Below are 17,508 nucleotides of genomic sequence, written 5' to 3' on the forward strand. Positions count from 1 at the left end.
TCTCCTCGCGAGTCAGGCTAATTAAATAATTCGGCGTCGGCAAGCGCGGGCGCGGCAGCGTCTTTTTTGGACAGCACCGGCTCGCCCTCGAACGGCCATTCAATTCCAATCGCGGGATCGTTCCACCCCAGCGAACGCTCGAATTCAGGAGCGTAGTAGTCGGTCGTCTTGTACAGGAATTCCGCGAATTCCGACTGCACGACAAAGCCGTGCGCGAAACCCTCGGGAATCCACAATTGGCGCTTGTTTTCGGCCGACAGTTCGACACCCACCCACTTGCCGAACCGGGGCGAGCTGCGGCGGATGTCGACCGCCACGTCGAACACGCGTCCGCTCACCACACGCACTAGCTTGCCCTGCGGCTGACTGATCTGGTAGTGCAGGCCGCGCAACACGTTGCGTGCCGAACGCGAATGATTGTCCTGCACGAACTCTCGCGTAATTCCGGTGGCCTCTGCGAAAGCCCTAGCGTTGAAACTCTCGTAAAAGAAGCCGCGATCGTCGCCAAACACCTTCGGCTCGAGAATGACGACTTCCGGCAGCACGGTCGGAACGGCGGTCAGGTTCATGCAACAGACTCCTGAAGAATGCGTTGCAAATAGACACCGTAGCCGTTCTTGGCGAGGGGCTTGGCCAGCGCTTCGAGGTCTTCCGCGGAAATCCAGCGATTGCGGAATGCGATCTCTTCGGGGCACGCGACCATGAGACCCTGGCGCTTTTGCAGCGTGGCGATAAAGACGGCGGCATCCTGCAGCGAATCGTGCGTGCCGGTATCGAGCCAGGCGTAGCCGCGGCCCATGATCTCAACGTTCAAACGGCCGTTGCGCAGGTAGTGCAGATTGACGTCGGTGATTTCGAGCTCACCGCGCGCCGACGGACGAATGCCCGCCGCGATATCGCACACGTCGGTGTCGTAGAAATACAAACCGGTCACCGCGTAGCTGGAACGGGGCGACTTGGGTTTTTCTTCGAGCGAAACCGCGCGGAAGTCCTTGTCGAACTCGACCACGCCGTAACGCTCGGGGTCATGCACGTGGTAGGCAAACACGGTCGCGCCCTGCTCCTGCGAGGTGGCATGCTGCAACTGCCCCAGCAGATCGTGGCCGTGAAAAATGTTATCTCCGAGAATCAGCGCCGACGGATCGTTTCCCACGAAATCCCGGCCGATAATGAACGCCTGTGCGAGGCCATCCGGCGAGGGCTGCACCGCATACTGCAGGTTCAAGCCCCAGCGCGCGCCATCGCCCAGCAGTTCCTCGAACCGCGGCGTATCCTGCGGCGTGGAAATAATGAGGATGTCGCGGATTCCGGCCAGCATCAGCGTGCTGAGCGGATAATAGATCATCGGCTTGTCGTACACCGGCAGCAACTGCTTCGACACCGAACGCGTAATGGGATAAAGGCGGGTGCCGGAACCACCTGCCAGGATGATGCCTTTTCGTTTCATGATGGATCCTTCGGGTATGCGATGGAGGCACAATCAGCCGAGCAACCGGTGTCCCTCGACAAACGCGGCAAGCACGCGATCCACGCCTTCGCGCCAATCGGGGAGGTCGATATTCAAGGCCGCGCGCAGTTTCGACGTATCCAGCCGCGAATTGGCGGGACGCGCTGCCGCGCTGCCGTACTCGGCGGCTGCGATCGGCAAAATGTCTTCCGGCTTGACCGCAATCGGAACGCCGGCATCGGCGAGCGTTTCGACAATATGGCGCGCGTACCCGTGCCAGTTGGTTTCACCCTGAGCGGCAAGGTGGTACACGCCGCTTGCCATGAGCGAGGCGCCGTTCAGATACTGGTGCACGGCGAGCGCCGTCACTTCCGCCAGCAGCGATGCGGGCGTTGGCGCGCCGACCTGATCTACGACCACGGACAACGACGTGCGGCTGCGCGCGGCACGTGCGATCGACTTGAGGAAGTTGCCGCCCTGCAAGCCGAAGACCCAGCTAGTCCGGAAAATCCAGTGCGCCACGTCCACATTCTGTACCGCGATCTCGCCGTCGAGCTTCGAACGGCCATACGCGGACAACGGCGCAGTCGCGTCGTCTTCCAGGTACGAGCCCGCCTTGGCCCCGTCGAATACGTAATCTGTCGAGTAGTGAACCATCAAACCGCCGAGCGCCTTGGCCTCGGCCGCAAGCAGCCCCGGCGCCGTCGCATTGACGGCGTGCGCGAGATCAGGCGACGTTTCCGCCGCATCGACGGCGGTGTAACCACCGGCGTTGACGATGACTTGCGGCTTGACGGAACGCACCGTTGCCACAATCTGTTCCGCGGATGTCAGGTCGCAGGTGTCGCGCCCAACGGCAACCAGACGACCGACCAGCGATAGGCTCCGGCACAATTCCACCCCCAGTTGCCCATGGGCGCCAACTACGAGAATCGTGCCAGTCTCGCCATCAGACCGCGACTCAAGGTCACGCATAGTGCTGACCTACCCACTTCCGGTATTCGCCGGAAGTAACGTCGTTCACCCACGGCTGGTTATCCAAATACCACTGCACCGTCTTCTTAAGACCGGTCTCGAACGTTTCGGCGGGGCGCCAGCCGAGTTCACGCTCGAGCTTGCGCGCGTCGATCGCATAGCGGCGGTCGTGACCCGGGCGATCCTTGATGAAGGCCATCTGGTGGCGATAGGAGCCTTCGGCCTTCGGCTTGAGTTCGTCGAGCAGATCGCACAGCGTGTGGACGACCTCGAGATTCGTCTTCTCGTTCCAGCCGCCCACGTTGTACGTTTCGCCGGGCGTACCGCGCTCGAGCACTTGACGGATCGCAGAACAGTGGTCGGTCACATACAACCAGTCGCGCACGTTCTGTCCGTCGCCATAGATCGGCAACGCTTTGCCCGCTAGCGCGTTGGTAATCATCAACGGAATCAGCTTTTCCGGGAAGTGATATGGGCCGTAGTTGTTCGAGCAGTTTGTAGTCAGCGTGGGCAGACCGTACGTATGATGGTAAGCCCGCACAAGGTGATCGGACGCTGCCTTGGTTGCCGAATATGGGCTATTGGGTGCGTAAGGCGTTGTTTCGGAAAACTGCGGGTCTTGAGGCCCGAGCGACCCGAACACCTCGTCGGTCGAAACGGCCAGCATGCGGAACGCAGATTTCTCTGCAGCCGGCAAAGCGCCCCAGTATGCGCGGACCGCTTCAAGCAGCGTAAAGGTACCAACGACATTCGTCTGCACAAAGTCAGCGGGACCGTCGATCGACCGGTCGACGTGACTCTCTGCTGCGAAGTGCACGACGGCACGCGGCTTGTGCTCAGCGAGCAGCGAGTCAAGCGCGACACGATCACAGATATCGACCCGGGCAAATATATGCTTCTCGCTTCCTTGAAGCGACTTAAGCGTAGCTAGATTGCCCGCGTACGTGAGCTTGTCCACGTTGAGCACAGGTTCGTCGCACACACTTAGCCAATCCAGCACGAAATTCGCGCCGATGAAGCCGGCGCCGCCCGTTACGAGAATCATACAAATCCTTAAGGTGTATTCGTGCGCCGCAGTATAAGCAGCGCGCCCCGCCCCTCTGTCACTGCCGCTCGCAGCAACAGCCGACGCTCTATTTTTGCGGATCCGCGCTCAAACCGATATTGACCGGGGGCGGATGTGTCTTTTAGCAATCGAGCCAAAACACACCACAGCGGGGCGGTTTTTGACGCTTGGGGAGCGGAGATTATATGACACCCAGCCCTCAAAACAACGCCCACATACAACTTGATACATCGAACGGGTCGCAAAAGTTCGCGAGCCGGAGCACGAAGCACCTGCTGTCGGCGAGCAGCTGGCACGGTCCGCAAAATGTGCAACCGTCAGCGTGCTTTAAGGTCGCATTTACCTGAGACTCTTTCATTGACCACCGATCATCGCAAAGCGACTGCAATCATTTCGTAATTTTTATCGTCAGATGCAGCACGTTCGCGGACGATTTCAGCAGACGCCCGCCTAAGCCGCCAACATCCACCGCAGCGTATCCATAAACGGAATCGCCTCAACCTTCGGCACCAACGAGCGCAACTTCGCCGGCGACCCAGCCAGCATCTTCACATCCGTTTGTCGCACGAATGCCGGATTGACCTGAATCTCGAGCTCATGCCCCGTCAACTCGCTCGCCGCCGAGAGAATCTCGCGAAGCGTGAAAGGCGTGCCAGTACAGACATTGACCGTTTCCGCAGCAACCTCCGAGTCGAGCAGCGCCTCATACGCACTCGCCACATACCGCACGTCCGAGAAATCCCGTGCCACATCGATATTCCCGAGCTCGATCGCCGCCTCCCTCCGCGCGAAATGCTCAACGATCTTCGGCACGAGGAAGTTCGACGTCTGCCCGCGGCCGGTGTAGTTGAACGGCCGCACGATCAGGATGGGCAGCCGGTCGAACCAGGTCCGCACCATCGTTTCCATTGCCGCCTTGCTGGCGGCGTAGTGGTTCACCGGCGTAAGCGGGAAGGTTTCGTCGATGGCGTCGCTAGTGACATTGCCGTACACATTCGCGCTGCTAGCGATCAAAAGCTTGCGAGGCGTATGGCCGACGGCCGCACAGGCCTCCAGCAGATTCAGCGTACCCATCACGTTGACGCGGTAAAAGTCGAGCGGATCGTTGTGGCCCACGAAGCTGATTGCCGCCAGATGCACAATGTAGTCGGGCCGCACGGTTTCGATCACACGCCTGCACGCGTCAGGCGACGTAATGTCGAGCCGAAGCCGGGTTGGCGTTTCAGGCTCGTTGCGCCCGGCCACCGTTTCGATCACGGTATGGCCACGGCCGAGCAGGTTGTCAACCAGATAGCGGCCAGTGAAGCCACTCGCCCCGGTGACGAGCGTGCGGATAGGTTGCTTCGCATGAAAAGACGACATGCTTTCTCCGTTCACGAGGGTCATCCTGTTGTGTTGCAATATCGCGCGTGCCACTTGCCGTGCCGCTTACTGACGGCGCATGCCACGATATCTATGCATCAAACGGGCTATTATGTCACGCTAACTTGCTGCACTGCCCAACGCGACACGCCTGGTTCGTAACCGCGTGTATCGAACTGCACCGACTCCCCCGATGACATCCTCCACTGCTTCCACCGCCGCTTCTACCGCCCTCGCGCAGCCACATCCGCTGCCGCTTGCCTTCGGTGACCTGCAAGGCTGCCGCACGCCGTTCCAGCAACTGCTGGCCAAAGCCGCGCCGCCCGCCGGCACGCCGCTGTGGTTCGCGGGTGACCTGATCAACCGCGGATCCGAATCGCTCGCCACGCTGCGCGACATCATCGCGCTAGGCGATCGCGCGGTGCCGGTGCTGGGTAACCATGACCTGCATTTGCTGTCGGTGTCGGCCGGGATTCGCAAATCGAAGAAAGGCGACACGATCGACGATATTCTCGCCGCGCCGGACGCCGCCGACCTGCTCGAATGGGTCCGCCACCGTCCGCTCGCGCATTTCGACCACGGCATGCTGATGGTGCATGCGGGCGTATTGCCGCAATGGGACGCCGCCCTGACAATGGAACTCGCCGACGAATTGCAGCGGGCGCTGCGCGCGCCGAACTGGAAGGAAACGCTTGCGGGACTCTACGGCAACGAGCCGAATCGCTGGACGCCCGGCATCAAGGGCATTGAGCGGTTGCGCCTGACGTGCAGCGCATTGACGCGCATCCGCTTCTGCAATGCCGAAGGCGCGATGGATTTCAGCACCAGCGGCGGCTTGAATTCCGCGCCGCCGGGCAGCATGCCTTGGTTCGACGTGCCGTCGCGCAAAACCGCGGACGTCACCGTGGTGTTCGGCCATTGGGCCGCGCTCGGTTTGACCCTGCGCGACAACCTGATCGGCCTGGATTCCGGCTGCGTATGGGGCGAGAAACTCTCCGCAGTCCGCCTTGCGCAAAATCCCGCGGAGCGCGCGCTGACCCAGGTCGACTGCGAGGCTTGCGGTGTACCAAACGGCGGCAACTAAGCTGCCCGCTAAGCCGACCGACCGGCCTGATCGACTGGTTCAATCAGTGCCGGCGAGGCGTTGGAGGAGTCGGCGGCGTCGGACGCGTTGATCGATGTGATCGACGTCGCGATCGCAGCGCCGGATCTCGTCAAGCCGCCCTGCATCTCCCGCAACGCCATTGCAATCACCCCTTCCGCCTCTGCCGCCAGCATGCGCCTGTCCGCACCCGGCGCAAGCGGCGCGCCGACATACACGTGCGCGGTCAACCGGCCGCCGCGCAACAACATGTTCAGCGAATCGGCCAGCGTCAGATCGTCGATATAGGCAGGCGCGGTGGATTGCCGACCCTGCGCATCTTCATACATGATGCAAAGCGGCTGCACCGCCGCCGAGGCCGATACGGCCGCCTGAAACATATTCGCGTGAAACGGCAGCAGCCTCAGACCGTTCGACGTCGTCCCTTCCGGAAACACGCACATCAGCTCGCCCGCGCTCAGGCGGTTGGCCAGTTCATGCATGATCCGCTTCGCGTCGCTGCGCTTCTCGCGCTGGATAAACACTGTGCCCAATTGCTGCGCCAGCCAGCCGACCACCGGCCACTGCCGGATCTCGGCCTTCGAGACGAATGGCGTGGGCCGCCACGCATTGATCACGTAGATGTCGATCCACGAGATGTGATTGGCGACCACCAGCGCGCCACGGTCGAGCCGCGCGCTGTCGTTATGCACGACGAGCTGCATGCCGCATAGACGCAGCATTTTCAGCGACCATTCGCGGTTGAGCGTCTGCCGCCCATCTGCGCCGGCCTTGTGAAAGCGCGTCGCGACGATCCACATGCCGTGCAAAAGATGCGCGATGAGACGGGCCTTGCGTAACGCGAGCTTCATAGTCGGAGCTTTCCGTAACTGGGCAATGCCGCGGATATTAGCGCTGTTCGAACGCGACGTGGCCGGACACGATGGTCGCCTGCACGCGCGCCGGCAGTTCATAGCCGAGGAACGGCGTGTTGTGCCCCTGGCTCTTCAGTGCGCGCGGCTCGACGCGCCAATACGCGTTGCGGTCGAACACGCAGAGATCGGCGACGGCGCCCACGGCGATGCGGCCGGCCGCCTCCAGCTTCAGCACGTCGGCCGGCGCCGTGGTGATGCGGTTCAGCGCCTTTGCCAACGGCACGCCCACTTCGTCGGCCCATTTGACTGTTAGCGACAGGAACAGCTCCAGTCCCGTCGCGCCCGGCGTGGCTTCGGCAAACGGCAGAAGCTTTTCGTCGTCGTCGACCGGCGTGTGGTCGGAGCAGATCGCGTCGATCGTACCGTCGACGAGGCCCGCGCGGATCGCTTCGCGATCGCGCTGTTGGCGCAGCGGCGGATCGAGGCGAAATTGCGCGTCGAAGTAGCCGATGTCGAGGTCGATCAGATGCACATGATTCACGGTGACGTCGCACGACACCGGCAAGCCTTCCGCCTTGGCCGCGCGCATCAAATCGATACCCGCCGCCGACGACACATGCGACAGATGCACCCGCGCCCCCGTCACCCGGACCAGTTCGAAGATCGTATGCAACGCGATCGTCTCAGCCGACACCGGCACGCCCGACAGCCCAAGCCGCGACGCCAGCGCACCACTCGCGGCCACGCCACCCTTGCCAAGATACGCATCAACGGGACGCAGCCACACGGTGTAACCGTAGGTCCTTGCGTACTGCAACGCACGCATCAATATCTGCGTGTCGACCACCGGCACGTCGGCCTGCGAAAAGCCGATGCAGCCCGCTTCGGTCAGCTCGACCATCTCGGTGATAACCTGGCCTTTCAGACCGACGGTCAACGCGCCGAGCGGATATACATGCGCCTGGTTCAGATTGCGCGCGCGGAACTTGAGCATCTCGACGAGACCCGGTTCATCGAGCGTCGGATCGGTGTCCGGCGGACACACGAGACTCGTCACGCCGCCGGCGAGCGCCGCGGCCATTTCGGATTCGAGCGTCGCCTTGTGTTCGTAGCCCGGCTCGCGCAAGCGCGCGGACAGGTCGACGAGGCCCGGCACGATCGACAAACCTTTGGCGTCGATCGTCTTCTCTGCGTGGAAATCAGCAGGCGCGTTGCCGATGGCAACGATCTTGCCCGCCGCGATAAAAATGTCCTGCTGTTGTTCGGTGCCAGCTGCCGGATCGATCAGCGTGCCGCCTTGAATATGAATCGTCATGCGCTGCCTTGTGTTTAGTCGTGATTGCCCGCGACGATCCCCATCACCGCCATACGCACCGCGATGCCGAACGTGACCTGGTTCAGAATCACCGATTGCGGACCATCGGCCACCTGCGAATCGATTTCGACACCGCGATTCATCGGACCCGGGTGCATCACGATCGCATCGGGCTTGGCGAGCGCGAGGCGCTCCGGCGTCAAACCCCAGCTCTTGAAGTACTCCTGCGCCGACGGCAACAGCGCGCCGCTCATCCGCTCGTTTTGCAGACGCAGCATGATGATCACGTCGACGTCTTTCAGGCCTTCGTCGAGATTGTGGAACACGCGCACACCCATCTGCTCGAGACCGCCCGGCAACAGCGTGCGCGGACCGATCGCGCGCACTTCCGGCACGCCAAGCGTGGTCAGCGCATGAATGTCCGAACGCGCGACTCGCGAATGCAGAATGTCGCCGACGATCGCCACACGCAAATTCGTGAAATCCTTCTTGTAGTGGCGAATCGTGTACATGTCGAGCAGACCTTGGGTCGGGTGCGCGTGACGGCCGTCGCCGGCATTGATCACGTGCACGTGCGGCGCGCAGTGCTGGGCGATCAGGTACGGTGCGCCGCTCGATGCATGACGCACGACAAACATATCGGCGTGCATCGCCGAGAGGTTGTTGATCGTGTCGAGCAGCGATTCACCCTTGCTCGTCGACGAAGCATTGATGTTCAGATTCAGCACGTCCGCCGACAAACGCGTCGCGGCGATCTCGAAGGTCGTGCGGGTGCGTGTCGAGTTCTCGAAGAACAGGTTGAACACCGACTTGCCGCGCAACAACGGCACCTTCTTCACTTCGCGATCGGTCACGCTGACGAACTGGTCGGCGGTATCGAGAATGTGATTGACGATCGCTTTCGGCAAACCCTCAATCGACAGCAGATGTTTAAGCTCGCCGTTTTTCGTGAGCTGCGGATTGCCCTTCAGGAAGCCATAACGGAAGCGCTCGGTGGCGCTGTCGGCTGAATCCCTGGGGGCCTGGGTGGCGGTGTTCATGGTGTACCTGCTCTTATTGCTCAATGCGGCTCAATGCGCAAAGCCGCGTTCAATCGACGCGCGCTTCGGTGTGAAAAGTGAAACGCTGATTGCCGTCGACGGCGCTCGCTTCGCGAGCCAGCACGAGCGTCGCCTCGGCGGCCACTTGCACGACGCCGCCGACAAAACGGGCGGCCACCGGCAACTCGCGCCCACCGCGATCGGCGAGCACCGCGAGTTCGACCGATGCCGGCCGGCCGTAGTCGTACAGCTCATTCAACGCAGCGCGAATCGTGCGGCCGGTGTACAGCACATCGTCCACCAGCACGATAGGACGCTTGTCCACGGAAAACGGCAGCGAGGTCGGGCTCGCCTGCGAGTGCAGGCCTTTTTTTGCGTAGTCGTCGCGATGCAGCGCAACGTTCACCACGCCGAAGCTCGGTGCCTTCAGATCGCGTGCAAGGCGCTCGGCAAGCCAAGCGCCGCCGCTGTAAATTCCGGCCAGCACGGGGCCATCGGCGGCGCTGAACGCGTCGCCATAAGTCGCACGAATCTGCTCGAGCACGGCGCGATAAAGCGCTTCGGCGTCAATGGAACTCATGATCGTCGGAAAGTCCGTCTAGATATTGCTGGAGGATGATGCTGGCGGCTTCGGCGTCGAGCATGTCGGCGCGGCCTTTGCCCGCGCGGATTTCCGCCTTCGCTTCGACAGACGAATAGCGCTCGTCGATCCACGTCACCGGCAGATTGAAGCGGCCATTCAACTGATTACCGAAGCGCTTCGCGAGTTGGGTCATTTCGTGCGGCGTGCCGTCCGGATGCATCGGCAAGCCGACAACCAGTGCGTCCGGCTTCCATTCGGCGATCAGCTTGCCAACCGCCTCGAAGCGATATTCGCGGCTGCGGTTCTGCACGATTACGAGCGGCCGTGCGCTGCGGGTGAGCGAATTGCCCACCGCCACGCCGATCCGCTTTTCACCATAGTCGAACGCAAGCAGCGTCGCCTCACGTCCGGCCGGCGGACTCATGCGTCACCTGTCATGCGTGACCCGCTTCGCCCGACAGCATCGACAGCGAAATGCCGAGCAGCGCGAGCGCCGCTTCCAGACGCTCTTCGGCGGGCACGTCGAAAACGATTTTCGGGTCGGCTTCAACGGTGAGCCAGCCGTTCTTCGAAATCTCTTCTTCGAGCTGACCGGCGCCCCAGCCTGCGTGGCCGAGCGTGAGCAGGAAGCGCTCCGGACCGGTGCCGCTCGCGACGGCTTCGAGCACGTCTTTCGAGGTCGTCATCTCGAGCCCGCCCGGCACCGACATCGACGACGTGTAGGTATTGCCGTCTTTCGGATCGTGCAGCACGAAGCCGCGCTCGGTTTGCACCGGGCCGCCGAAATACACGGGTACATGAAGAAGGGGTTCGATCTCGAGCTTGAGATCGATGCGACTGAAGAGCGCTTCCAGGTCGATATCGGTCGGCCGGTTGATCACGAGGCCGAGCGCGCCGCGCTCACTGTGATCGCAAAGGTAGACCACCGTTCCTGAAAACGTGGGATCCGCCATGTTCGGCATGGCGATCAGGAACTGGTTGGTCAGATTGATGCGATCGGTACTCTTGGACATAGTTCGGATTTTAGCAAAGACGGTGCAGGATGGCGGGCTTTGAGCGCGGAACCGCGACGTGCGCGATGAAGTGCGCCGCGAGCCATCGACGGCGAATCAAGTTGCACTCTATCACGCACGCAGGCCTTGTCCACGGTGCGGCTTGGCGGTGTTTTATGGCACGCATATCGCGTGCCTCCGGGCTCCATCATTGCTACTCGCTGCTTCCGGCTGAGGAAGCCTACCGGCGCACAGTACATGCAAGCCGATACCGCAGCAGATCAGGCGCCGCCCTGTTCGATCGAACGCGTCAATGCGGCCAGCGCGGCGTTGCTCCTTGCCGGCGCGACGCCCGCAGCCACTTTGTGCAGCATCGCGCGCAACGCTTCGGCCGTGTGTTCGAGTGTGCTCGCCGCCGGTGCACCGACGACGACGTGGGAGCGCACCGCCGGCGTCGATACGCCGGCATGCGCGCGGCGACGCCACGCAAGCCCGAGCGCATCGGCAACCAGCGCGACGTGACCGAGGCCCAGCGCACATGCGGCGGCGCCGAGCCGGTAGGCGGCGTCGCCCGCCTGCAGCGCTTCGCTCGGATCTGCTTTCTCAGGCTGATCCGCCGCACGGGCATGCTCGGTCAGCGCGGAAATCGAGGCATCCGCGGATTGCAGGAAATCCTCATAGGCGTGCGCGTTGACCGTTAATACACCGAGCTCACGCGTCAGCGTACTGCGAGTCGCGCTGATCGCTTGCGCCTGCACGGCGCCAGCTTCCCAAAGCATTTCGGATGCCTGGGTGCCCGCGACGTGCCAATCGACCGTCAAACCATAGTCGTGCAGCACTTCGACCTGATCGGCGTCTTCCGCCGCGGCGCCGAACAGCGCGTAGTCGCGCCACAGCAGCGCCAGCGTCGCGCGCACCAGCGAACGCGGCGCGCGCTCGATGCCGCGCGCATGATCGGCCAGCGTCAGGTTGCAGCGCGCATAAAAACGCCGCGCATCGGCTTCTCCAGCGGCGCGGCCGCTGACGCGCAGCGCTTTGGCGCAAGCTTTGGCGAGGCGCCAGAAATCGTACGGGTCCGGGCCCGTGAGTTCGGTCAGGACGGCGTCCAGTTCGTCGAGCGCCGCGTTCGTGAACGCCAACGCGGCGCCACTGTTATCGGGCTGCGCGCGCAACACCGGCAGCAACGCGCGCTCGTAGCGCGCCCGCAAATGAGCCAGTTGATCCGCGGACTGGCCGTGCAGCGACACCGGCGGCACCGGGCGGGCGCTCAGCGCGAGGTCTTCGAAAGCGACGGTCGAACCGGGCGTGTGCTCCGACAAATGGGTACAGAGCGCGCGATAGTGATCGAACAGGGTGGGCGAGCAGGACAGCTCGCGCAGATTGTGGCGCTCGAGCGCCGCGCGGAAATCGCGCAGCGCCGTGCCGAACACGGGGCGTGCGCTATCGGTGTCGGCCGGATCGCCCTCGGCCAAAGGCGAAAGCCGCACCAGCGCGTCCGCGAAGCGCTGCGCGCTCAGCCAGCCGGCCTCGCGCAATGCGTGCGACGCGCGCAGCAGCGCCGAGGTGCTCTCGCTGTGTTGTTCGAACGCCAGCAGCGCCTCGGCCAGCGCAAGCTCCGCGGGACGGACTGCGCCGCCGCGCGGATTCGGCAATGCGTCGAAAGAATCGGGTGCAGCGGATAGAAGAGTCATGAGCAGGCGACAGGAAGCTGACGGGCCGCCGCTCGGCATCGCACGCAGACTGATCGGCTAACGCGCGAACTGGCGACAGGACAATGACAGACTACCGCTGCGACACGGCGCAACCGGAGGACGTTCCGCGTCGACGCGTTGGGGCAGCGTTCCGGGCGCGGGAACCGCGTTCGATCCGGCGACGCCGTCTGCAAAACCCCGCGCCACAGGCACACGGCGTGGCACTCAGCTGGACACCGCCGTTTGCCCTTCGGACCTCAGATCTGGACCATCTCGAAGTCTTCCTTGCGCGCTCCGCATTCCGGGCAGGTCCAGTTAATGGGAACGTCCTCCCAGCGGGTGCCCGGCGCAATGCCTTCGTCCGGCAAACCGGCTTCTTCGTCGTAAATCCAGCCGCAAATCAGGCACATCCAGCTTTGATATTCCATTCTTGTGTCGCGTCGTAGAGTCCGTGGAAACGGGAGCCACGATGGTACCGTGTTGCCGCCCCAATGCCTAGCATTGACATCCTCTCCGCCATAAACGACGGGGATTCCTACGGCGCTCAGGCGGTTTCTACCTGAGTCGCTTCGGCGGGTTCCTGCTTCACGGAGCGGCCTGACTGCGCCGTCTCTCCACAGGCTAACAAGCACTGTCCGCGCTCTAAAACGTTGATCGCGCCGACCACGTCGGCGTGATTCTCATATCCACATGACATGCACGCAAACCGTGATTGCGTCTGGCGGTTGTCCTTTGACACATGGTTGCAGACGAGGCACGTCCGACTCGTGTTCTGCGGCGGCACGACGATGAGGTAGCCGCCATTCCACGCCAGCTTGTAATCCAGCTGGCGGCGAAACTCGAACCATCCCTGATCGAGAATGGCCTTGTTCAGGCCAGACTTGGCCCGAACGTGTCTGCCCGGCCGTTCAGTGCTGCCCGCTGCCGTTCTGGACATGTTCCGAACCTGCAGGTCCTCGACACAAACCATCGCGTGGTTTTGGCTGATCGTGGTCGTGGTCTTATGCAGGTAGTCGCGACGGGCGTTACCGATGCGGGCATGAATGCGCTGGACGCGGGCTCTTGCTTTCTTCCAGTTTTTGCCAAACTTTGCCTTGCGGCTCATGGCCCGCTGGGCTTTACGAAGCCGTGCCTCGTACCGCCTGAAGCTGTTTAGCGGGGCGTAGAACGTGCCGTTGCTTAGGGTCGCGAATCGGGTGATGCCCATGTCGATGCCAACCATGCCGGCCGCCTGCGGCACAGGTTGGCCAACCTCGCGCTCGGTCTGGATTGACACAAACCACTTGCCGCATGACTGGCTGACGGTAACATTCTTCGCCGTGCCCAGCGCGTCCCGGCTATTGCGATAGCGTAGCCAGCCGAGTTTGGGCAGAAAAATGCGGCTATTCGCTTGGTCGATCCTGAATTGCTTCGCGTCGGGATAACGGAAGCTGTCTGACCGCCCCTTCTTCCTGAAGCGCGGGAAACCTGCGCGCTTGGCGAAGAAGTTCTTGTAGGCCCGCTCAAGGTCTTTTAAGGCGTGTTGCAATGGATGAGTCGGAGCGTCCTTGAGCCACGGCGTGCCAGCACCATTACGCCATGCCGTCAGTTGCTTCGCCATCTCGACATAGCTGATGAATTTTCTGCCTGCTTCGTAGTTCTCCTTTTGCAACATCAGCGCCTTGTTAAACACGAACCGGCATGAGCCCGCGAAGCCGCGCATATCACGCGCCTGCCCGGTAGTGGGCATGAGTTCATATTTGTAGGCCTGAAGTCGGATCATAGCCACGACTATATTACTGGTCTATAAATACTGACAACGACCTTCGGCACGGCAGGCATTCAGTTTTGCGACGCGGTTGTATTGGGTCTTCCTGACCAAGCACCAGCATGGCGCTTTCACCAATGAGATTCTTGATGACACGCGCAGCGTTTTGGCAACGTATGCGAGTTCGACGGTGAGGGCAAGCACGTGCACCTGTTGATCAAAAGGATAGGTGTCCGTTTTGGCGGGTCAACTTCAGGTTCCCGACCTACTTGTGCGGGTCGTAGCGACGGTGCGCACATTGTCGTCTAGCGCCAGTAGCAGACGCCGCCCTTACAGGGTTGGGGCCGGTTGCGAAGTCCGCACTATCATTACCGGGCCTGAATACGAAGATTTGGCGCGCACTGGATCAGGGGCCGTCAAACGTAGGACGCGACGACCTCGGACTATGCGGATCGCGTCAATCCGTATCATATTGCGACTCAATGGCGCCCTCGCCGCCGAAGAATAGGAAAAAACGCCTTCCCGACGGTTTAGGCCGCATAATTGAGCCGATTGCGCACCGTCTGCGCCTAAATACAGCTCCTTTTCGTAAATTTTCATGCCCAGCGACACGCCTCCGATCGTCCTCACCTTCGGCCTTTCCGATCCCACCGGCGGCTCCGGCCTGCAAGCCGACCTGATGACCCTTGCCAGCATGGGCTGCCATGGCGTCTCCGTGCTCACGGGCTATACCGTGCGCGACTCGGCAAGCTGCGACGAAGTCACCGGGCTCGATCCTGAAGTGGTCGCGACCCAGGCCAGGATGCTCCTCGAAGACATGCCGATCGCCGCATTCAAGGTCGGCGCATGCACGCGCGCAGAAGTGGTGAGCGCCATTGCGGAGGTGGTCGCCGATTACGACGACATCCCGCTGATTCTCGCCCCCGACTTCACGCTCGACGACGAACACGTGCTCGCCGCCGACGAACTGCGCGAAGCGATTGCCGACCTGCTGGCGCCGCAAACCACCTTGCTGGTCGCCGATTCGGCCACGCTGCTTGCCCTCGCCCAGCCGGATGGCGACGCCGAATCGCCGAGCCTCGACGCAGCGATTTCGCATCTGCTGTCACAAGGCTGCGAATACATTCTGTCGACGGAAACCGGCACACATCGGCTCGTCAATACGCTGTTCAGCGAAGACGGCCAGTTGCGCCAGGATATGTGGGACCGCGGCAGCCATCGGATCATGGGGATCACGGATACGCTCGGTGCCGCGATTGCCGCCTTGCTGGCCAATGGCCAGGAACCGGCGGAAGCCGTGCGCGAGGCGCAGGAGTATCTGTACCAGGCGGTGCGCAGTGCATTCCGCCCAGGAATGGGCGCGTATATGCCGGACCGCTTCTTCTGGGCCCGTAGCAGCGACGACGACACCCCACCCGCCGCCGGCAAGGACGTAGCGCCGGGCGAAGCACGGCATTGATTCGACACGAAGCGCCTGCGGCGTGAGCGGCAGGCGCCCAACAAGCGATTCCGCTTTGGCTTTGGCCTCGGCCAAACAACGCCCATAAAAAAACCCGCATTTCTGCGGGTTTTTTCTTTTAGGAAGCACGCCTCGCGGCGCACTGCCCCATGTGCTTCGAACTGGGCCTCTAACGGGAGAGGCCCAACCGAAATTACATGTCCATGCCCATGCCGCCCATGCCGCCGGGCATACCGCCGCCCATCGGAGCATCTTCCTTCGGCAGTTCGCAAACAGCTGCGTCGGTGGTCAACAGCAGGCCAGCGACCGAAGCTGCGTTTTGCAGCGCCGTGCGCGTCACCTTCGTCGGGTCCACGACACCTGCGTCAACCAGGTCGACGTACTCGCCAGTTGCTGCGTTGTAGCCGTAGTTGCCCGTGCCAGCTGCAACAGCTGCCACCACGACGCTGGCTTCTTCGCCGCCGTTCGTGACGATCTGGCGCAGCGGCTCTTCCATTGCGCGCAGCACGATCTTGATACCTGCGTCCTGATCGGCGTTAGCGCCCTTCAGGCCAGCGATTGCCGTACGTGCACGGATCAGTGCGACGCCGCCACCAGCAACGATGCCTTCTTCCACAGCTGCGCGCGTTGCGTGCAGTGCGTCTTCGACACGTGCCTTCTTTTCCTTCATTTCGACTTCGGTCGCAGCACCGACCTTGATCACTGCAACACCGCCGGCCAGCTTGGCCACGCGCTCTTGCAGCTTTTCACGGTCGTAGTCCGACGTTGCTTCTTCGATCTGCGTGCGCACTTGCTTCACGCGCGCTTCGATCGTTGCAGCTTCGCCAGCGCCGTCGATGATCGTCGTGTTTTCCTTGCCCACTTCGATACGCTTCGCTTGACCCAGTTCAGCCAGCGTTGCCTTTTCGAGCGTCAGGCCGGTTTCTTCAGCGATGACTTGACCACCGGTCAGGACAGCGATGTCTTCCAGCATGGCCTTACGACGATCGCCGAAGCCCGGAGCCTTGACAGCAACAGTCTTCAGGATGCCGCGGATGTTGTTCACAACCAGCGTAGCCAGCGCTTCGCCTTCGACGTCTTCTGCGATGATCAGCAGCGGACGGCCAGCCTTAGCGACTTGTTCCAGGACCGGGAGGAGGTCACGAATGTTCGAGACCTTCTTGTCGTGCAGCAGCACGAACGGGTTCTCGAGCACTGCAACTTGCTTGTCCGGGTTGTTGATGAAGTACGGCGACAGGTAGCCGCGGTCGAATTGCATACCTTCAACCACGTCCAGCTCGTCTTGCAGCGACTTGCCGTCTTCAACCGTGATGACGCCTTCCTTGCCGACCTTGTCCATCGCTTCTGCGATACGGTCGCCGATCGACGAATCGCTGTTCGCCGAAATCGCGCCGACTTGAGCGATTTCCTTGTTGGTCGTGCACGGCTTGCTGATCTTGCGCAGTTCTTCGATCGCGGCCGTCACAGCCTTGTCGATACCGCGCTTCAGATCCATCGGGTTCATGCCCGATGCGACATACTTCATGCCTTCGCGGACGATCGACTGAGCCAGAACCGTTGCGGTCGTGGTGCCGTCACCTGCGTTGTCGCTGGTCTTGGAAGCAACTTCCTTGACCATTTGCGCGCCCATGTTCTGGAGCTTGTCTTTCAGTTCGATCTCTTTCGCGACCGAAACACCATCCTTCGTGACCGTCGGGCCGCCGAAGCTGCGTTCCAGGACAACGTTGCGACCCTTCGGGCCCAGCGTGACCTTCACAGCGTTCGCGAGGATGTTCACGCCTTCAACCATCTTGGCACGGGCGGAATCACCGAATACGACGTCTTTAGCTGCCATCTTCTAACTCCTTGAATTCTCTGGGATATGACCGGGAAAAG

Annotated in this window: 17 protein-coding genes; 2 read left to right on the top strand and 15 right to left on the bottom strand. The window is 61.9% G+C overall.

Annotation, left to right across the window (positions count from 1 at the left end):
• Nucleotides 1–17 precede the first annotated feature (17 nt).
• The 5 genes from rfbC to KHO31_RS09965 all read right to left on the bottom strand — a co-directional run bounded on the left by rfbC (nucleotide 18) and on the right by KHO31_RS09965 (nucleotide 4,850).
• On the bottom strand, nucleotides 18–569 hold the full coding sequence (gene rfbC, locus KHO31_RS09945) for a dTDP-4-dehydrorhamnose 3,5-epimerase (RefSeq protein WP_211623190.1): 552 nt from the start codon (nucleotides 567–569) through the stop codon (nucleotides 18–20).
• Nucleotides 566–1,447 carry a glucose-1-phosphate thymidylyltransferase RfbA gene (gene rfbA / locus KHO31_RS09950; RefSeq protein ID WP_211623191.1) on the bottom strand — a complete coding sequence of 294 codons (882 nt, stop codon included), beginning with the start codon at nucleotides 1,445–1,447 and terminating at the stop codon, nucleotides 566–568. The genes rfbC and rfbA overlap by 4 nt, the downstream gene beginning before the upstream one ends.
• A gap of 33 nt (nucleotides 1,448–1,480) precedes the next feature.
• Nucleotides 1,481–2,422 (bottom strand): dTDP-4-dehydrorhamnose reductase, encoded by a 942-nt coding sequence (rfbD, locus tag KHO31_RS09955; RefSeq protein ID WP_211623192.1) that lies wholly within the window; start codon nucleotides 2,420–2,422, stop codon nucleotides 1,481–1,483.
• Nucleotides 2,415–3,467 (bottom strand): dTDP-glucose 4,6-dehydratase, encoded by a 1,053-nt coding sequence (gene rfbB / locus KHO31_RS09960; protein WP_211623193.1) that lies wholly within the window; start codon nucleotides 3,465–3,467, stop codon nucleotides 2,415–2,417. The genes rfbD and rfbB overlap by 8 nt, the downstream gene beginning before the upstream one ends.
• A 471-nt stretch (nucleotides 3,468–3,938) precedes the next feature.
• Nucleotides 3,939–4,850 carry a GDP-mannose 4,6-dehydratase gene (locus KHO31_RS09965; protein ID WP_211623194.1) on the bottom strand — a complete coding sequence of 304 codons (912 nt, stop codon included), beginning with the start codon at nucleotides 4,848–4,850 and terminating at the stop codon, nucleotides 3,939–3,941.
• Nucleotides 4,851–5,043: 193 nt separating this feature from the next.
• On the opposite strand from KHO31_RS09965, the gene KHO31_RS09970 reads away from it, so the two are divergent.
• Nucleotides 5,044–5,934: a symmetrical bis(5'-nucleosyl)-tetraphosphatase gene (locus tag KHO31_RS09970; protein ID WP_211623196.1), complete on the top strand. Its 891-nt coding sequence runs from the start codon at nucleotides 5,044–5,046 to the stop codon at nucleotides 5,932–5,934.
• An 8-nt stretch (nucleotides 5,935–5,942) separates the two neighbouring features.
• Here the strand turns inward: KHO31_RS09970 and KHO31_RS09975 are convergent, their stop codons facing one another.
• The 9 genes from KHO31_RS09975 to KHO31_RS10015 form a co-directional block, all read right to left on the bottom strand.
• Nucleotides 5,943–6,803 carry a lysophospholipid acyltransferase family protein gene (locus KHO31_RS09975; protein WP_211623198.1) on the bottom strand — a complete coding sequence of 287 codons (861 nt, stop codon included), beginning with the start codon at nucleotides 6,801–6,803 and terminating at the stop codon, nucleotides 5,943–5,945.
• A gap of 37 nt (nucleotides 6,804–6,840) precedes the next feature.
• On the bottom strand, nucleotides 6,841–8,121 hold the full coding sequence (locus KHO31_RS09980) for a dihydroorotase (protein WP_211623200.1): 1,281 nt from the start codon (nucleotides 8,119–8,121) through the stop codon (nucleotides 6,841–6,843).
• A gap of 14 nt (nucleotides 8,122–8,135) precedes the next feature.
• Complete coding sequence (locus KHO31_RS09985) at nucleotides 8,136–9,161, bottom strand: aspartate carbamoyltransferase catalytic subunit (RefSeq protein ID WP_201080462.1); 1,026 nt, start codon at nucleotides 9,159–9,161, stop codon at nucleotides 8,136–8,138.
• A gap of 49 nt (nucleotides 9,162–9,210) precedes the next feature.
• Complete coding sequence (pyrR, locus tag KHO31_RS09990; protein WP_211623202.1) at nucleotides 9,211–9,741, bottom strand: bifunctional pyr operon transcriptional regulator/uracil phosphoribosyltransferase PyrR; 531 nt, start codon at nucleotides 9,739–9,741, stop codon at nucleotides 9,211–9,213.
• Complete coding sequence (gene ruvX, locus KHO31_RS09995; protein ID WP_201080466.1) at nucleotides 9,728–10,168, bottom strand: Holliday junction resolvase RuvX; 441 nt, start codon at nucleotides 10,166–10,168, stop codon at nucleotides 9,728–9,730. Before ruvX ends, pyrR begins: the two co-directional genes overlap by 14 nt.
• 10 nt (nucleotides 10,169–10,178) lie before the next feature.
• Complete coding sequence (locus tag KHO31_RS10000; RefSeq protein WP_020069822.1) at nucleotides 10,179–10,757, bottom strand: YqgE/AlgH family protein; 579 nt, start codon at nucleotides 10,755–10,757, stop codon at nucleotides 10,179–10,181.
• A 260-nt stretch (nucleotides 10,758–11,017) separates the two neighbouring features.
• Nucleotides 11,018–12,427, bottom strand: coding sequence for a hypothetical protein (locus tag KHO31_RS10005; protein ID WP_211623203.1), 1,410 nt, complete (start codon nucleotides 12,425–12,427; stop codon nucleotides 11,018–11,020).
• A 257-nt stretch (nucleotides 12,428–12,684) separates the two neighbouring features.
• Complete coding sequence (locus tag KHO31_RS10010) at nucleotides 12,685–12,855, bottom strand: rubredoxin (RefSeq protein ID WP_006047743.1); 171 nt, start codon at nucleotides 12,853–12,855, stop codon at nucleotides 12,685–12,687.
• 116 nt (nucleotides 12,856–12,971) lie between these two features.
• The gene (locus KHO31_RS10015; RefSeq protein WP_211623205.1) at nucleotides 12,972–14,189 is read right to left on the bottom strand and encodes an RNA-guided endonuclease InsQ/TnpB family protein; all 1,218 of its coding nucleotides are present in this window, start codon (nucleotides 14,187–14,189) and stop codon (nucleotides 12,972–12,974) included.
• A 583-nt stretch (nucleotides 14,190–14,772) separates the two neighbouring features.
• Here KHO31_RS10015 and KHO31_RS10020 point away from each other — a divergent pair.
• The gene (locus KHO31_RS10020; RefSeq protein WP_201080472.1) at nucleotides 14,773–15,633 is read left to right on the top strand and encodes a hydroxymethylpyrimidine/phosphomethylpyrimidine kinase; all 861 of its coding nucleotides are present in this window, start codon (nucleotides 14,773–14,775) and stop codon (nucleotides 15,631–15,633) included.
• Between the two features lie 193 nt (nucleotides 15,634–15,826).
• Here KHO31_RS10020 and groL read toward each other — a convergent pair whose 3' ends face one another.
• Nucleotides 15,827–17,467 carry a chaperonin GroEL gene (groL, locus tag KHO31_RS10025; protein ID WP_172310826.1) on the bottom strand — a complete coding sequence of 547 codons (1,641 nt, stop codon included), beginning with the start codon at nucleotides 17,465–17,467 and terminating at the stop codon, nucleotides 15,827–15,829.
• Nucleotides 17,468–17,508: the final 41 nt, after the last annotated feature.

The sequence above is a fragment of the Paraburkholderia domus genome, from assembly GCF_905220705.1.
Classification (GTDB): Bacteria; Pseudomonadota; Gammaproteobacteria; order Burkholderiales; family Burkholderiaceae; genus Paraburkholderia; species Paraburkholderia domus.

Excerpts from the sequence above, each read along its gene's own strand:
- KHO31_RS09965 (WP_211623194.1), bottom strand. The coding sequence starts at position 4,850 with ATGTCGTCTTTTCATGCGAAGCAACCTATCCGCACGCTCGTCACCGGG.
- groL (WP_172310826.1), bottom strand. The coding sequence starts at position 17,467 with ATGGCAGCTAAAGACGTCGTATTCGGTGATTCCGCCCGTGCCAAGATG.
- KHO31_RS09985 (WP_201080462.1), bottom strand. The coding sequence starts at position 9,161 with ATGAACACCGCCACCCAGGCCCCCAGGGATTCAGCCGACAGCGCCACC.
- KHO31_RS09970 (WP_211623196.1), top strand. The coding sequence starts at position 5,044 with ATGACATCCTCCACTGCTTCCACCGCCGCTTCTACCGCCCTCGCGCAG.
- ruvX (WP_201080466.1), bottom strand. The coding sequence starts at position 10,168 with ATGAGTCCGCCGGCCGGACGTGAGGCGACGCTGCTTGCGTTCGACTAT.
- rfbC (WP_211623190.1), bottom strand. The coding sequence starts at position 569 with ATGAACCTGACCGCCGTTCCGACCGTGCTGCCGGAAGTCGTCATTCTC.
- KHO31_RS10000 (WP_020069822.1), bottom strand. The coding sequence starts at position 10,757 with ATGTCCAAGAGTACCGATCGCATCAATCTGACCAACCAGTTCCTGATC.
- KHO31_RS10015 (WP_211623205.1), bottom strand. The coding sequence starts at position 14,189 with ATGATCCGACTTCAGGCCTACAAATATGAACTCATGCCCACTACCGGG.
- rfbD (WP_211623192.1), bottom strand. The coding sequence starts at position 2,422 with ATGCGTGACCTTGAGTCGCGGTCTGATGGCGAGACTGGCACGATTCTC.
- rfbA (WP_211623191.1), bottom strand. The coding sequence starts at position 1,447 with ATGAAACGAAAAGGCATCATCCTGGCAGGTGGTTCCGGCACCCGCCTT.
- KHO31_RS10020 (WP_201080472.1), top strand. The coding sequence starts at position 14,773 with ATGCCCAGCGACACGCCTCCGATCGTCCTCACCTTCGGCCTTTCCGAT.
- KHO31_RS09980 (WP_211623200.1), bottom strand. The coding sequence starts at position 8,121 with ATGACGATTCATATTCAAGGCGGCACGCTGATCGATCCGGCAGCTGGC.
- KHO31_RS10005 (WP_211623203.1), bottom strand. The coding sequence starts at position 12,427 with ATGACTCTTCTATCCGCTGCACCCGATTCTTTCGACGCATTGCCGAAT.
- rfbB (WP_211623193.1), bottom strand. The coding sequence starts at position 3,467 with ATGATTCTCGTAACGGGCGGCGCCGGCTTCATCGGCGCGAATTTCGTG.
- KHO31_RS09975 (WP_211623198.1), bottom strand. The coding sequence starts at position 6,803 with ATGAAGCTCGCGTTACGCAAGGCCCGTCTCATCGCGCATCTTTTGCAC.
- pyrR (WP_211623202.1), bottom strand. The coding sequence starts at position 9,741 with ATGAGTTCCATTGACGCCGAAGCGCTTTATCGCGCCGTGCTCGAGCAG.
- KHO31_RS10010 (WP_006047743.1), bottom strand. The coding sequence starts at position 12,855 with ATGGAATATCAAAGCTGGATGTGCCTGATTTGCGGCTGGATTTACGAC.